The organism is Nocardia miyunensis NBRC 108239 (genome assembly GCF_001613065.1).
GTDB classification, from domain to species: domain Bacteria; phylum Actinomycetota; class Actinomycetes; order Mycobacteriales; family Mycobacteriaceae; genus Nocardia; species Nocardia miyunensis.
On the sequence record NZ_BDBQ01000080.1, the window covers coordinates 61149 to 76299 of the forward strand.

Here is a 15151-nt window from a genome sequence, read left to right on the forward strand (position 1 = left end):
GGCGGCCGAACCGGGCGATCCGGTCGCATTGCGGGGTGTGGTCTGCCTATATTGGCCGACTATATTGGCCGACAAGTTGTTCGATCGATCGTCGGAGGAGATCCGTTGCGCCGCATCCTGTTCACCGCGTCCGCGCTGGCCGCACTCGCACTCACCCCGGGCCTGGCGGCCGCACAGGGGCCGGGGGCGATCCGGGTGCAGGCCTCCACCCTGGGCACGAACTTCCCGGTCACCGGGTTGTCGACCTCGGTGACGCCGTGCTCGGGCGGCTCGGCGGTGGCGGCCGCGACGACGGGTGCGAACGGCACCGGCACGGCATCGGTCCCGTTCGGCTGCTACCGCGTCAAGGTCACCGCGGTCCCGTCCGGCTGTTCCCTCGACGGCAAGCCCACGGTCCAGGTCGTCGCCCTCCCGGGCATGTCCCCGCAGGCCGCCTTCCATGTGCGGTGCGCCTGAGCGATCCCCGTCGATGCTCCGCGGCGACTCGGCTCCGGTCGTGAAATGAGTCGCCGCACGTGGCTGCGATGGAGGCGCAGGGATTGCTGGAGAGGGAGGTGCACAGCCCGCAGTTCGAGTCGGTCGAAGAGATCGTGGAGGCGGTCACCGTGTTCTGCGCGTGCGCTGAAGATGTGACCGGGCAGGTCGCGGCGTACTCGGTCACCGGGGCTGTTCGACGGTGCGCGCGAGAATTCCCAAGGTGGCACGCAAAGTTGCCTCAGGGACCACCGGGAAGATGCCGGACTTGCGGAACTGCTCGGTGATCTGGCTCCAGTCGTAGTAGGCGGTGACCAGTGTGCCGTCCACGTCGGGGCGCAGAAGATAGCCGTAGAGGTGGCGGATCGGCGGGTCGATTCGGGGACTGGTCACCGTCCACTCGATGTGCGCGTTCGACTCGAATCGAGTGATGAGGACTGTGACCTCGTACCTGCCCAGCGGTATGTCGTTCAACGCTTCGCGGTCCATGTGGACGACGAACGTGTCGCCGACCGCCTCCACGGGCTGCCCCTCCGCGGACTGCAGCATGCCCGAGCTGTCGATGGTCACATGCCCAGCGGGCGAAGACAGTATCGCGAAGATGGTGGCGGGCGGCGCGGCGATCCGGCGTTGGACCTCGAAACGTTCGATACTCATGCGCCGACCCTCCCACACCGTCTCCCCGCCCGGAATAGTGATCGCCCGGCACGTAATCGACCTGCATGTCGTCGGTTAGGCCGAAAAGCTGAGACCTCGGTCGTAGAAGTAGACCGCGGTAGCCGCGCCGATCCCCGGTCCCGCGCCGCCGACGATGGCCTTTCGCTGCTCGGGTCCCATGTGAACCCTCCTTCCAGGAGAAGGCCGAGGATGCTGTCGAATGTACGGCTGCAAGCATGACTGTAAAAAGCAACAGGTGCTGATCCGGCCGGTGGCAGATGTACAGAGCTTCGGTGGGCGACGAGAGTCAGCCGTCGGCGGTCGCCTTTCGCGGGCGACGCGCCGCTGTCGCGCGCTTGGTCGCCTCGGCCTTCTTCGTCGACCGCGCGGTCGACGGTTTCTTCGCAGGCTCGGCGATCAGTCCTGCGGCATGGTCGAGAATGCACTTCAGGCCGTATTCGAAGTTGTGGTCGTCCGGTGCGCCCGAGCGGCGGCCCTCGGCGGTCACCTGCGCGAGCAGCGGTGTCGTCTCCGGTTCGAAGATCAGGCTCTCGTAGTAGGGCCTCGCCTCGTTGTACAGTTCCTTGTTCTTGTCGTACAGCCGTTGCAGCACAACCGAACCCCGGACGAGGAGTTGAACGGCCGAGTAGGTATCGAACGCATTCTCGAGGGATAGTCCGGCATGGACCAGGCTGGCGACCACCGCTTCGGTCAGGCCGGCCCCCATACGGCCCGCCTGCGAACTCATCGCCGCGCGGATCAGAACCAGGTCGCACAGAATCGGATCGTCGGTGAATGCCTGCCGCATGGTGCGGGCGTGATTGGTGAGCGTCTCGCGCCAATCCCCGGTTTCGACGAAAGGCGTCTGGAATGCGTATTTGTGCAATGCCCGGTCGGTCATGGTATTGAGCAGGTCGTCCTTCTTGCGGAAGTACCAGTAGATACTGGTGACGCCCACGCCGAGATGCTTGCCCAGCAGTGGCATGCTCAGACCGTCGATCGAAACATCTTCGGCGAGTTCGAAGGCGCCGTCGATGATGTCGTCCGGGTTGAGGGAGCCGCGCTCCCGCCTCGGCCGCTTCTGCGCAGTTCCCTGCCTCGCCATGGCTACCCGCACCTCCGCAACCCGGCTCTCCGTCTCGGTTGCCCGAGTGACGCGCACCGTTCGACATCGTGCCGATTTCGCATACTGTCGCGCTCATGCCCGGCCGAGTTGACTGAAATCGCCATAGTATAGCTTACCACGGGCATTACTGTCGGTGGCTTGCCTCGTGTTCCTTCGCGCTGTTTCGCAAAGCGATCCGATGAGTCGTATTCGCCTATCCCGCAGTGGTGAAGCACCGTAAAAGGCAATTACGGTAATAAGTACTGTAATCTTCGTTACATTGCTGCCGAGGAGATAGGGGACCACCGGCGCGGTGCCGAAATTCCTCGATGTCGGGAAGCTGCCCGGCAAACCGTCCACGGCTCGCGGATCTGGGCCAAACGCGTTGTCGACCAACATGATCTGATCGCCGTCGAGGGTTTCGAGGCGATGCGCGCCCCCGCCGTCGCGAAGGCGGTAATCCTCTCGGTGACAAAGCTTTCCGGCCAGATCGAGGGAATTGTGGCCGCCCGCCCCGGAGTTCGGTGGAATGGGCAGCCGCTACCCACATCAGGACGTGTTGTGGTCGTCGGCTCGCGGCGGCGCGGCCTCGGGTGTCGCCGCGTTCACAAGATGGCGCCCGCGTCTTTCGCGGCGATGATCTGATCCCGGTCCATCCCTAGTTCGAGCAGAATGGTCTCGGTGTCTCGCCATGTTTCCGACGCCCGGCTGGGCGAGCGTCTCGTCGAATTGCGCTGGGGCGCTGACAGTCCGATAGAGCTTGCCAGCCTTCCTCTGATCACCCAATACCTGAAATGCTATACGGTAAATAATACAGTTAATTGGCCAGGAGTGCGGCCTATCGCCAGTCGTCGACCCCGGCGGTGCCAACCCGAAAATGCCACGGCGGCAGGTGTATCCACCTCGCGCACCGCACATCGTGCCGTCACCGCAGCGTTCTAGAGCTGGTCGATCTCCACCGGCGGTGCCTGAATCACGACGTTGCCGAACTGCCGGGAGTCGGCCGGGACGAGGTCGGAATCGGTGACTATGTTCGTGATCTCGTCCAGGCCGGCCACTTTGGCCAGTGCGCGACGGCCGAACTTCGAACTGTCGGCCACGACGACGGCATGTGCCGCGACAGCGATCATGGCGCGTTTGAGCGGCACCTCCAGGGTGTTCATGTTGGTGACTCCGGCCTCGAGGTGGATCGCGTCGGCGCCCAGGAATGCCCAGTCCGCGGTGTAGTCGGACAGGAACGCGATCGCACGCTCGCCGACGAGCGTGAAGACCGAACCCAGCAGTTCGCCGCCGGTGACCAGAAGCCGCATGCCAGGGGTCTCGGCGATGTATTTGGCGATGCGCAGATCGTTGGTGATCACGGTCAATCCGGTGCGATTTCGCAGAGCTCGGGCCACTTCGTAGGTTGTGGACCCGCTGTCGAGGATCACCGTCTCGCCGTCGCGCACTCGATCGGCAGCCGCTTGTCCGATGGCGGCCTTCTCGGCGAGGCGTTCGCCTTCCTTCATGGCGTAGGGCAGTTTGGCGGTGGCGCCCGGGGTCGGACGAGCGCCGCCGTGGGTGCGCTGCGCTTGTCCTGCTCGCTCCAGGGCGTCGAGGTCCCGGCGGATGGTCGATGCGTCCACGCCGAGTTCGTCTGCGAGGGCTTTGGCTTCGACGTAGCCGTCGGTGACCAGTCGATGCATGATTTCGCGCCGTCGCGTGCTCGCGAGCAACTTCGCCTCCCGGAACCTGATCGTGCATCACCGATGCTGTAGTGCGGTTTCTGCATGGTACTCGGCGGCGGTGTTGACTTGTTCGCGCAATCGTGTGCATGATTTTGAGCATTGATTGCGCGATTTCGTGCGCAGCATGCCCGCAAGGAATCCTATGAATCGCACGTTGAAACTCTTGGCCGACGAGGGTGTTTCGGTCTGGCTGGATGATCTGAGCCGAAGCCTGTTGTGGTCGGGACACCTTGCGCGCCTGGTCCGGTCGGGTACGGTCGTCGGCTTGACCACGAACCCGACGATCTTCCACAGCGCGCTGAGCCGAGACTCCGAATACGGGGAGGAGTTGCAGGTCCTGAGTCGGCGTGGCGTCTCTGCGCTGGAGTCCATACGCACGCTGACCACGGGAGATGTTCGCGGTGCCTGTGACGTGCTCCGGTCTGTGTACCAACAGAGCGGGGGCCGGGACGGGCGGGTGTCCATCGAGGTCGACCCCCGCTGGGCGCACGACACCGAGCGCACGATCGAGGAAGCCCGGCAGTTGTGGCGACTCATCGATCGTCCCAATGTGATGATCAAGATCCCGGCCACCATCGAAGGTCTGCCGGCGATCACGACCTGTCTCGCCGAGGGAATCAGCGTCAACGTGACGTTGATCTTCTCCGTGCGGCGCTATCACCAGGTCGTAGACGCGTTTTTGGACGGGCTCGAGCGGGCCCGCTCCGCCGGTCGTGGACTGGCTGAGATCGGTTCTGTCGCATCGTTTTTCGTGTCCCGGATCGATACCGAAGTCGACCGGCGTCTGGATGCGCTCGGCACACCGGCCGCCGCCGCGCTGCGCGGCCGTGCCGCGATCGCGAACGCGCGCTTGGCGTATCTGCGATACGAGGGCATGCTGCGCGACCCGCGCTGGGTGGAACTCCGCGCCGCCGGTGCGGCACCGCTGCGGCTGTTGTGGGCGTCGACCGGGGTGAAGGACCCCGCCTACGCCGAGACTCGCTACGTGACCGAACTCGTAGCGCCCGGGACGGTCAATACGATGCCCGCGGCGACTCTCGATGCGGTCATGGCACACGCGGGTGTGCTCGGGGACCGTGTGACGGGCAACTATGACGACGCGTGGGACGTGGTCGCGCGCCTGGGTGAGATCGGAATCGACTTGGGTGGAGTGCTCGAGCAACTCGAACGTGAGGGTATCGCGAAGTTTCAGGCATCGTGGCGGGCGATGATCGAGGACGTCGAACTGCTGCTACAGGGAGTCCGGTCATGACTGCTGGGCCTCGAGCGGATTCGGGCATCGAGACGAACTCCGCCGATCAACCGCGATGGCGCACCGCGGTTGCGCGAATTCGCGCACGGTGAGGCCGGGGCGCGGTCCGTCGCCAACCTGCATCCACGACGACCTACGATTCGATGAACCACCCGAGTTCGACAGTTCGACGAACGCGCTGATGACGAACGCGCTGATGATGCGCCATCGGTGCGACGGGCGATCGGGCGCGGTCGGCCAACCCCTTGCAACTACTACCGAAGAGATCTGAATTATGGCCTCCTCCAACGCAATTGCGCAGATCGGTGTCACCGGCCTGGCTGTCATGGGCAGCAATATCGCCCGGAATCTCGCTCGGCACGGCTACACCGTGGCCCTGCACAACCGCAGCGTCGCCAAGACCGATGCTCTGCTGGATGCGCACGGGGACGACGGCGAGTTCGTCCGTACCGAGACCATCGAGGAATTCGTGGGTGCGCTGGAGAAGCCGCGCCGCGTGCTGATCATGGTCAAGGCCGGTGATGCCACCGATGCGGTGATCGAGGAACTCGCGGGGGCGATGGAGCCGGGTGACATCATCATCGATGGCGGTAATGCGTTGTACACCGACACCATTCGGCGTGAGGCGGCGATGGCCGCGCGTGGGCTGAATTTCGTGGGTGCGGGCATCTCCGGTGGTGAGGAGGGTGCGCTGAATGGTCCGGCCATTATGCCGGGCGGGCCCAAGGAGTCCTACGAGTCGCTGGGGCCGTTGCTGGAATCTATTTCGGCGAAGGTCGACGGCGTGCCGTGCTGCACCCACATCGGTCCGGACGGATCCGGCCACTTCGTCAAGATGGTCCACAACGGCATCGAATACGCCGATATGCAGCTCATCGGCGAGGCCTACCACCTGCTGCGCGACGCGCTGGGCTTGGGCGCGGCGCAGATCGCCGAGGTGTTCACCGGGTGGAACTCGGGAGAGTTGGAGAGCTATCTGGTGGAGATCACCGCGCAGGTGCTCGAGCAGATCGACGCCGAGACGGGGAAGCCGCTGGTCGATGTGATCGTGGATGCGGCCGAGCAGAAGGGCACCGGACGGTGGACGGTCAAGTCCGCGCTGGATCTCGGCGTCCCGGTCACCGGCATCGCCGAGGCCGTGTTCGCGCGCGCCCTGTCCGGGTCTCGCGCGCAGCGTAAGGCCGCTCAGGGCCTGGCGTCGGGGACGTTGGCCGAAAAGCCCACCGACGTAGCGCAATTCACCGAGGACATCCGGCAGGCGCTGTACGCCTCCAAGATCGTCGCCTACGCCCAGGGCTTCGACCAGATCGCCGCCGGCAGCGCGGAATACGACTGGGATCTGCATCCGGGCGACCTGGCCACCATCTGGCGCGGGGGCTGCATCATCCGGGCCCGCTTCCTGAACCGCATCAAGGAGGCGTACGAGGTCGATCCGGGGTTGCCGAGCCTGATCCTGGCCCCGTATTTTCGGGAGGCCATCGAGCACGCCGTCGACAGCTGGCGTCGTGTCGTGGCCACCGCGGTCCAGCTGGGAATTCCGGTGCCGGCGTTCGCATCCTCGTTGTCCTACTACGATGCCCTGCGCGCGGAACGGCTCCCCGCCGCTCTTACCCAGGGGCAGCGCGACTTCTTCGGTGCGCACACCTACGAACGCGTCGACCGGGAAGGCAAGTTCCACACGCTGTGGAGCGGCGACCGCACTGAAGTCTCCGTCGAATAACCAACTGCGGTCGATGCGTTGGTCAGGAACTCGCGGACATGCCCGACCTGACTCGCCTGACGTCGGATCAACGCGCGGATCAACTCGCGGCCCGTGCTCGGCGTATGGCGTACGAGCGTCCTGATCGGGGCGACCAGTGATGCGAGTCGGTGGCGGTGTCCGGGTGACCTCCGACCGGACGCCGCCGAGCCCGGCGTCAACCCGAAGGCGGTGTCCGGACTCGACGAGCCCGAGGCCGAATCGACTGAGCGGCAGTCTGTTTCGGTGGGCGGCCCGGCATGAGCGGGGCCGCCCACCGGTGAACTAGGCGAGGGCCATCGTGCGGGCGGTGTACCCGTGGGCGGCCGCCACCGATTCGGACAGCAGATCGCCGCTGTGGGTGCTCAGGCCGGCCGCCAGGCCCGGGTCGGCGGCGAGAGCATCGCGCCAGCCGCGGTCGGCGAGTGAGATCACGTAGGGCAGTGTGGCATTGGTGAGGGCGACGGTCGAGGTGTACGGCACCGCGCCGGGCATATTCGCCACGCAGTAGAACACCGCGTCGTGCACGCGGTAGGTGGGATCGTCGTGCGTGGTCGGTCGCGAATCGGCGAAGCAGCCGCCCTGATCGATGGCGATGTCCACCAGGACCGCACCGGGTTTCATCTGCGATACGAGTTCGGTGGAGACCAGCGTCGGCGCTTTCGCACCGGGGACGAGCACCGCGCCGATCACCAGATCGGCTTCCTGTACAGCGTGTTCGACCTCGTGGGCGTTGGAGACGATGGTCCGCACCCGGCCGCGGTAGTGCGCGTCGAGTTCCCGCAGCGGAGCGATGTTCACGTCCAGCACGGTGACCTCGGCCCGCATACCGACGGCGATCTCGGTCGCGTTGCGCCCCGCGACGCCCGCGCCGATGACGGTGACCTTCGCGGGCGGTGTGCCCGGGACACCGCCCATCAGTACGCCGCGCCCGCCGCCGCTGCGCATCAGGTGATAGGCGCCGGCCTGGGGCGCGAGACGACCGGCGACCTCGCTCATCGGCGCCAGCAGTGGCAGCGAACCGTCACGGCCGGCGACGGTTTCGTAGGCGATGGCGGTGGTTCCGGCGGCCAGCAGCGCGTCGGTGCACTCCGCCGACGCCGCCAGATGCAGATAGGTGAACAGCACCTGTTCCGCGCGCAGGCGCGAATACTCCTGGGCCACCGGTTCTTTCACCTTCAAGATCAGTTCCCCGGTCGCCCAGACCGCGTCGGCGGATTCCAGCACGCGCGCACCGGCCAGGGTGTACGCGTCGTCCTCGAAGGCCGATCCGATCCCCGCGCCGGTCTCCAGGTACACCTCGTGCCCATGGGCGACGAGCTCGCGGACCCCCGCCGGGGTGCACGCGACCCGGTACTCGTGGTTCTTCACCTCACGGGGGATTCCGATCTTCATCTGCACTCCTCGTTCTCGGCGGATTGTGACGCTGAGCTGCGTCGCACTGTCGCTAGCGAGTATGAAGATTCTGCGTGTTGCTGGCTATATCTCCGAAGTTAATTCTGCATTTACTCGGTAAATTGTCATGATCATCAGAGAATTGTGACGAAGGAGCCGGCGGGTCGAAGCTTCTTCGGCAGCCCGCCGAGGTAGGGATCGCCGTCGGTGCGCCTCAGGCGCCGCGCTTACGGCTCAGGGCTCCGTCGACGGCGGTGAACACGGCCGCGACCAGGATCAGAATCGCCGAGACCAGCAAGGCTATGTCGAGACCGTGGTGGAAGGCCGTCTTGCCGGTGTTGATCGCCTCGGAAACCTTCGACAGGTATTTCAGGTACGGGGTGATGTCGACGCCGTGCGGAATCCGGCCGCGCTCGACAGCGTCGATCGCGTTGGGCTGGAGCTCCGCGGGCAGGCCCTCGGCGTTCATCCGCTCCCGCAGGTCTCCGGTGAGATAGGCGTTCACCAGGGATCCGAGCACCGCGACGCCGACCGCCGAACCGACCTGGCGCATCGTATTGGTCACCGCCGCGGCCATACCCGAATGTTCGGCCGGAACACCGGACAGCACGGCCGAGGTCAACGGCACGACCGCGACGCCGAAGCCGAGTCCGGCCAGCGCCATCGCCGAGGCCAGCGGGAGATCGTGCGGCGGCGCGGTCTCCAGGACGTGCCGCGTGAGCAGGATCCCGACCGCGCCGGCCACGCAGCCGACGATCATCGGCACGCGCGCGCCGTATCGCGCCACCCACGCGCCCGCGCCGAGCGATCCCACGATGATCGCGACCGCCATCGGCGCGAACACCGTCGCCGTGCGCGAACCCGAATACGATTGCATCACTTGCAGATACAGCGCGGTGAAGAAGAAGATCGAGAAGACGCCGAAGTAGACCGCGAACGCGACCACCAGCGCACCGCGCACTGCGGGCAGCCGCAGATAGCGGAAGTCGAGCATGGGTGCGCGAGCCCGGTTCTCCACGATGACGAATCCGACGAAGGCGATGCCGCCGAGCACGAACAGCGCGATCACCGACGGCGCGCTGTAACCGTGGTCCTCACCGGAGGTGGCGGCATAGATCACCGAACCGAGAAACAGTGCGCCCAGCACGATTCCGGCCCAGTCGATCGGTCCGGGATGCGGGTCGGCGCTCTCGGGAACCGACCACAGCGCGGCCACCAGCGCCACCGCGCCGATGACGAGGTTGAACCAGAAGATCGAACGCCATCCGTACGCGTGCACCAGCACGCCGCCCAGCACCGGTCCCGCCGCCAGGGCCAGCCCGGAGACCGCCGCCCACACGCCCAGCGCGCGGGCGCGCTTGCGCTCGTCCGGATAGATGTGCCGCAGCACCGACAGGGTGCCCGGCTCCGAGGCCGCGGCGCCCAGGCCCATGATCGCGCGTCCGGCGATCAGCACCGGCACGCTCGCCGCCAGCGCGGCAACGACCGATCCGGCGCAGAAGATTACCAGTCCGGCGATCATGACCCGCTTGCGCCCCCACCGGTCGCCGAGTGATCCACCGGCCAGCATGAGTCCGGCGAAGACCAGCGTGTAGGCGTTGACCACCCATTGCAGCAGCATCACGTCGGTGCTGAGCTCGTGCCGGATATCGCCCAGGGCGACGCTCACGACGGTGGTGTCGAGGAATGTGACGAACAGGACGGCAGTCACCGCTGCCAGTGCAATCCCCGGCCGCTTGGCAGTACCCGGGGCATTGTCGATGCGATCCACCGGCACAGGCTAACGGTCCCGGCCCCGGCGTGGGCACCGAGTTTTCCAGCTCGAGGCGGTGATGCGGAAATCCGGTGTCCCGGAGTCCATCCACGGCCCGTGCCGAACGCGGAATCGGTGGTCGGATCGCGGTGGCGAATGCGCTGCGTGTGGATGAGGTCGAGGCTGTTGAGTAGTGCACGAGGCGTGGGCTGCGATCGGCCGGTGCGCGGCTTCCCCTGGTGGTGGCAGCGGCATGGGCCCGGACTCGTCTGTGGAATCGGTGGTCGGAACTCGGTGGTGAATGCGTTCGTGTGATGGGGTCGAGGCTGTTGAGCAGAACACGGGGCGCGATCGGCTGGCGTACGACCTGCCTTGGTGGGATCGCGACACCGGCATGGGCCCGGGACTCGTCGGTGGCATCGGTGGTCGGATGCCGGAGGCGAATGTCTGCGTGTGATGAGGTCGAGGTCGTTGCATGAGCAGCGGGTCGCGATAGGCCCGTGCGTGGCCTCTCGCCGTGGGGGCGACGGTGGCGGGCCGGACTCGCCCGCATGGTCGGCAGGCGGGAGATCGGGTGCGGTACGTCCCGGGCGAATGTCACACGGCGGCACAGCGTTCGGCGAGAGGGGGCGCCCTGCGGGCGGGTGGACGGCCCGCAGAGCAACTGTGTCACGAAGCGGCGGTGAGGATTTCGGGCGTGGGATCGCTGAGGCGACGATGGTGTCCGATCGGGGCTGCGGCTGCGGGGTGGGCGGTGATCGAGGCCGCGCCCCGGCAGATCAGTTCCTTGTACCGAGCGGCATGTCTGCCCTTCAGCAGGAAGTTCGTGGCGCGATCGTCGGGGGTGACGAACTGGATGAGGGCATCGCGGCGGCCGAGGCTGATGCATTGGGCGGCATAGAAGATCGGCACTCGCGGGACGCGGCGGCCGGTCAGGCGTGCGGCGATCGAGTCGGCGGCCTGCCAGGCCATCGGGATGCCCGAGGCGCAGGACATCCGCAGCGGCTCGGTGCCGGGACCGTCCGCGAGCGCGGCATCGCCGACGGCGTACACGTCGGGGTGCGAGATCGAGCGCATCGTCCGGTCGACCATGATCCGTCCGGTCGGATCGACCGTCACGGTCGTCGCGGCCGCGATGGGATGGACCGCGAATCCGGCCGTCCAGACGGTCACCGCGGCGGGGACGACCCGGTCGTCGGTGGTGGTGGCGGTGGTCGAATCGATCCGGGCGATCTCGGTGTGCGGGCGGACCGCGACGCCGAGCCGATCGAACACGGAGTTCAGATGCCGCCGGGCCTTCTCGCTGAGCCGATCGCCGACGCCTGTCCGCGCGGCGATCGTCACCGCGAGATCCGGCCGCGTCTCGGCGATCTCGGTGGCGGCTTCGATGCCGGTCAGCCCGCCGCCGACCACCAGGACCGCCGCGCCCCGGTCGAGTCCGGCCAGGCGATCGCGCAATCGCAGGGCCGTCGCCGGATCGGTCACGGTGTGGGCGTACTCGGCGACACCGGGAACGCCGTTGTCGGCCGCAGTGCTGCCGAGTGCGTAAACCAATGTGTCGTAAGCGATTTCGAGGTCGACGCCGTGCTCGTCGCGGACTGCCACGAGCTTGCGGTCCGCGTCCACCGAGCGCACCCGGGCGATGCGCAGCGCGACGCCGGTGTCCGCGAAGAGTCCGGCGAGCGGGCGGCGGGCCAACTGCTGTCCGGCGGCGAGCTGATGCATGCGGACCCGTTCGACGAAATCGGGGTCGGCGTTGACGACGGTGATCTCGACGTCGCCGGGATGCAGTCGACGGGCGAGACGACCGGCCGCGTTGGCTCCGGCGTATCCGGCTCCGAGGACGACGATGCGATGTTTCATCTCTGACTCCTGTCTCGGGGTTCGCCTCTTGAACCGGACAGGTAGCCGTTTACTGACAGATATCGGCTGTGACGGCAGTCACCATGCTTCCAGCAGCGGCTCGTCGTGTTCGGCCGCGGCCCAGGCTCGGCTGATGCGGTCGAGCTTGCCGGGGTTGGCGTGGATGCGCACCGCGGTGATCCCCGCAGGGGTCGCCTCCAGCACGAGCACCCCCGCGACACGCTCGCCGACCTGGGCCAGGATCGCCGGATCCCCGTTGACGACCCCGTCGTACAGGCTCGCGACACCGCCCACCCAACCGCGCTTGTGCTCGCTGGGCCGCAGTAGCCCGCGCAGATACCGGGCCACCGCCAGCGCGCCGCCGATGGGCGTGCGACGAGCCGGGACGACCCCGCCGCCGTCCGCGATGCCGGTCACGTCGGCGGTGAGCAGCCCGACCAGCGGTTCGATCTCACCACCCGCGGTGGCGGCGAGGAATTCCGCGGCGATCCGGTGCGCGGAGGCTCGATCGACCTCGGTGCGCGAACGTCCGTCGCTGAGATGCTGTTTCGCGCGCCGGTAGATCTGCTGGCAGTTCGGCTCGGTGAGGTTCACGATCTCCGCGATCTCGGCATGTGCGTAACCGAACGCCTCACGCAGCACGTACACCGCCCGCTCCTGCGGTGAGAGGCGTTCCATGAGCACGAGCACGGCCATGGACACCGACTCGCGCTGTTCGGCGGTGTCGGCGGGGCCGAGCATCGGGTCGCCGGTGAGCACCGGCTCGGGCAGCCACTGGCCCACGTAGGTCTCGCGCCGGGCGCGGGCCGAGGTGAGGTGGTTCAGGCACAGATTGGTCAGCACTCTGGTCAGCCAGGCTTCGGGCGAGCGGACCTGTTCGCGATCGGCGGCCTGCCAGCGAAGGAAGGTGTCCTGGACCGCGTCCTCGGCATCGCTCGCCGAGCCCAGCAGGCGGTACGCGATGGCCTCGAGGCGGGCCCGGGAGCCCTCGAAAAGGTCGACCTCGTCCGGACCGAGCAACATCACTCGATTGTCGCCTTCGCCTGCCGGGTTCATCACCGGGGGCTCGACGATGGACGAATCTCGTTGTCGGACAGAGAGTTACGATCCGCTGGACGGCTGCGGGCGCACGGTCAGCGTCTGCTGCGCCTGCCCGACCGGCCCGCGGACGTCGTGCAGAACCGTACTCGTCAGGCCCTGTCCGGCGTCACCGAAGACGACCGTGGTGTCCAAACCGGTCCACGGACCCTCGGGCTGGCGGTAGAAGTGGATGGTCAGATCCAGGTTGGGGAACATCCACTTCGTCGGCTCCTGCCGCACGGCGATACCGTTCGCGGTGTCCACGAGCGCGACGAAAGAGGCCAGCGCTCCGGCGGATTCACCGGCCACCAGCGGCAGCGATGTGCCGACCCACGCGGTGGTGCGTCCGGGGCGGGGCGGCGCCACCGGGCGGGTGTCCAGTGAGGTGATGTAGCCGCCCGGCCACACCGAGGTCAGCGGCCATGGGGTGAGCGATTCCGGGCCCGGGAGCCGATCGGGTTCACCGCCCGCGACCGCGGCGGTGTCCTGGCTCTGCATGAACCAGGCGCGGGCGGTCACGGTGTCGCGGCCGCCGATGGTGACCGTCGCCTGCACCAGTTCGATGGTGCGGCCCGGCCGGATGGTCCGCACGGCGATGTCGAACTCCTCGACCGCGATCCGGCCCAGGATGTCGAAACCGATGCGGCTCATCACCAGCGGCGGACGTTGCTCGCTCGCCCGGAACCGTTCGATCTCATGCACGATGAGCCCGCCGAGCGGGCTGAAGTGCTGCTCGTCGTCTGCCCAGGCTCCACCGGTGTGCGGGGTGGGCGCGAAGCGGTGCTCGCCGACGCGCACGAAATAGCTGTCCTGGGGTCCGCTCGTCTCGCTCACCCGTCCCAACCTACGACCCGGGCTCGGGCTGCCGACCGGCGGCCGCGCCCCCCGGCCCGGATCAGGCCGCGCCGCTGACCGATTCGGTCGGCCCGGTGACCAGTACGGCGAACCGGTCGACCACCCGCTCGTGGAACACGACGAACAGAGCCTCGAACTGTTCGATCCGCGCGGGGGAGGGGCAGGTCCCCGTGTCCCAGACCCTGGCCAGCGCCCGCCACGTTCCGACGTGCAGTTCCGGCCCGGCCGCGAAGTACGCCGCGGCCGCCTCGGGCACCTCGGTGATCATCTCGCCGATGCTGTTGAGCACCGCGCGCTGCATCGTGTGTCCCAGCGCGCCGAGCAGGCGGCGGATCAGCGCGACTTCCGCGGCGAGCATCCGGACCGGATCCGGATTCGCTTCGCGCGCAAGTGATTCCAAGGTTTCGATATTGTGTTCGAGAATGGTGCGATCGATCCGCTGCCGGGCCGTGGTGTAGGACAGCAGCGCGTCGAACAGGATCTGCCGTTCCATCGCCACGATGTCGCCGAACATCGCGATCGCCAGATCGGGCGTGGGCATGGAGAGCCGGAACAGCCTGCGGTACACCTCGACTCCGCCCTCCTCGCGCACATCGCGGATGGTGAATCCCTTGCCGCGGCGCGCGTGTGCGAATCCGTACGATTCGAGGCGACCCAGAATCAGTTGTGCCGTAGCGCGATTCATGCCGAACTCCTCGGCCACCCCGCGCACCGAGGGCATCAGATCGCCGGGGGCGTACCGGCCCGAGGCCACTCGGCGCGCCAATTCGTCGGCGACATCGGCGACTACCGTCCGCGCTCCCATCGGCGCCCCAGCCCTTCCCCGCCACAACCATCCGTCTCGTGTCCGGGACAGTCTAAGTCGTCCGGGCCTCGATCGCCGGGCGGAATTTCCGGCGCCACCGGCCCGGCTGCCGCGATCGGGTGATGCCCAGAGTTCGCTGGTCCGGCGCCCGGGAGCGGGATTCCGGCTGGTCGACAAATTCGGCCCGTCCCGCCCGGCGTCCGCCGAGTCTCGGCTACGATTCGCCTGGAATGGCCTGGGCGAGTTCGCCGGATCGGTCTCGGTGTTCACGCTCTGGCGCGATGAGCTGACCACATCCGAGTTTGACGACTACAGGAGTGCCGGCCGTGTCCATTCGCACCATCGTGTCATCGTCCTCCGTTCTCGGCCGTCCGTCCGCGCCGCCGATCCGGCGCGGGTGCGGCATTCTGGCCGCCGCTATTGCCGTCGCGGCGGCGGCGTTGTCGG

Annotated in this window: 12 protein-coding genes; 3 read left to right on the plus strand and 9 right to left on the minus strand. The window is 67.2% G+C overall.

The window, feature by feature from the left end:
- The first annotated feature begins 105 nt into the window (after positions 1-105).
- On the plus strand, positions 106-456 hold the full coding sequence (locus NM2_RS32340; RefSeq protein WP_067676884.1) for a prealbumin-like fold domain-containing protein: 351 nt from the start codon (positions 106-108) through the stop codon (positions 454-456).
- A 201-nt stretch (positions 457-657) separates the two neighbouring features.
- Here the strand turns inward: NM2_RS32340 and NM2_RS32345 are convergent, their stop codons facing one another.
- The 3 genes from NM2_RS32345 to NM2_RS32355 all read right to left on the minus strand — a co-directional run bounded on the left by NM2_RS32345 (position 658) and on the right by NM2_RS32355 (position 3951).
- On the minus strand, positions 658-1131 hold the full coding sequence (locus NM2_RS32345) for an SRPBCC family protein (RefSeq protein ID WP_067676885.1): 474 nt from the start codon (positions 1129-1131) through the stop codon (positions 658-660).
- 307 nt (positions 1132-1438) lie between these two features.
- Positions 1439-2236: a TetR/AcrR family transcriptional regulator gene (locus NM2_RS32350; protein ID WP_067676886.1), complete on the minus strand. Its 798-nt coding sequence runs from the start codon at positions 2234-2236 to the stop codon at positions 1439-1441.
- Between the two features lie 938 nt (positions 2237-3174).
- Complete coding sequence (locus NM2_RS32355; RefSeq protein ID WP_067676887.1) at positions 3175-3951, minus strand: DeoR/GlpR family DNA-binding transcription regulator; 777 nt, start codon at positions 3949-3951, stop codon at positions 3175-3177.
- Positions 3952-4105: 154 nt separating this feature from the next.
- Between NM2_RS32355 and tal the strand changes: the two genes are divergently transcribed.
- Positions 4106-5215, plus strand: a complete 1110-nt coding sequence (gene tal, locus NM2_RS32360; protein ID WP_067676888.1) for a transaldolase — start codon at positions 4106-4108, stop codon at positions 5213-5215.
- Positions 5216-5489: 274 nt separating this feature from the next.
- Positions 5490-6935: an NADP-dependent phosphogluconate dehydrogenase gene (gene gnd, locus NM2_RS32370; protein WP_067676892.1), complete on the plus strand. Its 1446-nt coding sequence runs from the start codon at positions 5490-5492 to the stop codon at positions 6933-6935.
- Between the two features lie 303 nt (positions 6936-7238).
- On the opposite strand, the gene ald is transcribed toward gnd, so the two are convergent.
- The 6 genes from ald to NM2_RS32400 form a co-directional block, all read right to left on the minus strand.
- Complete coding sequence (ald, locus tag NM2_RS32375; RefSeq protein ID WP_067676894.1) at positions 7239-8348, minus strand: alanine dehydrogenase; 1110 nt, start codon at positions 8346-8348, stop codon at positions 7239-7241.
- A gap of 214 nt (positions 8349-8562) precedes the next feature.
- The gene (locus NM2_RS32380) at positions 8563-10119 is read right to left on the minus strand and encodes an MFS transporter (RefSeq protein WP_245718319.1); all 1557 of its coding nucleotides are present in this window, start codon (positions 10117-10119) and stop codon (positions 8563-8565) included.
- Positions 10120-10770: 651 nt separating this feature from the next.
- Positions 10771-11964, minus strand: coding sequence for an NAD(P)/FAD-dependent oxidoreductase (locus NM2_RS32385; RefSeq protein WP_067676896.1), 1194 nt, complete (start codon positions 11962-11964; stop codon positions 10771-10773).
- A gap of 78 nt (positions 11965-12042) precedes the next feature.
- Entirely contained in the window at positions 12043-12987 is a 945-nt protein-coding gene (sigJ, locus tag NM2_RS32390) for an RNA polymerase sigma factor SigJ (protein ID WP_067676917.1), read from the minus strand.
- Between the two features lie 78 nt (positions 12988-13065).
- The gene (locus NM2_RS32395; RefSeq protein WP_067676898.1) at positions 13066-13878 is read right to left on the minus strand and encodes a thioesterase family protein; all 813 of its coding nucleotides are present in this window, start codon (positions 13876-13878) and stop codon (positions 13066-13068) included.
- A 61-nt stretch (positions 13879-13939) separates the two neighbouring features.
- The gene (locus tag NM2_RS32400; protein ID WP_067676900.1) at positions 13940-14704 is read right to left on the minus strand and encodes a GntR family transcriptional regulator; all 765 of its coding nucleotides are present in this window, start codon (positions 14702-14704) and stop codon (positions 13940-13942) included.
- Positions 14705-15151: the final 447 nt, after the last annotated feature.

What these genes read in the sequence shown, in the direction of transcription:
- NM2_RS32345 (WP_067676885.1), bottom strand. Translation starts at nt 1,131, where the DNA reads ATGAGTATCGAACGTTTCGAGGTCCAACGCCGGATCGCCGCGCCGCCC.
- NM2_RS32350 (WP_067676886.1), bottom strand. Translation starts at nt 2,236, where the DNA reads ATGGCGAGGCAGGGAACTGCGCAGAAGCGGCCGAGGCGGGAGCGCGGC.
- tal (WP_067676888.1), top strand. Translation starts at nt 4,106, where the DNA reads ATGAATCGCACGTTGAAACTCTTGGCCGACGAGGGTGTTTCGGTCTGG.
- gnd (WP_067676892.1), top strand. Translation starts at nt 5,490, where the DNA reads ATGGCCTCCTCCAACGCAATTGCGCAGATCGGTGTCACCGGCCTGGCT.
- ald (WP_067676894.1), bottom strand. Translation starts at nt 8,348, where the DNA reads ATGAAGATCGGAATCCCCCGTGAGGTGAAGAACCACGAGTACCGGGTC.
- NM2_RS32385 (WP_067676896.1), bottom strand. Translation starts at nt 11,964, where the DNA reads ATGAAACATCGCATCGTCGTCCTCGGAGCCGGATACGCCGGAGCCAAC.
- sigJ (WP_067676917.1), bottom strand. Translation starts at nt 12,987, where the DNA reads ATGTTGCTCGGTCCGGACGAGGTCGACCTTTTCGAGGGCTCCCGGGCC.
- NM2_RS32400 (WP_067676900.1), bottom strand. Translation starts at nt 14,704, where the DNA reads ATGGGAGCGCGGACGGTAGTCGCCGATGTCGCCGACGAATTGGCGCGC.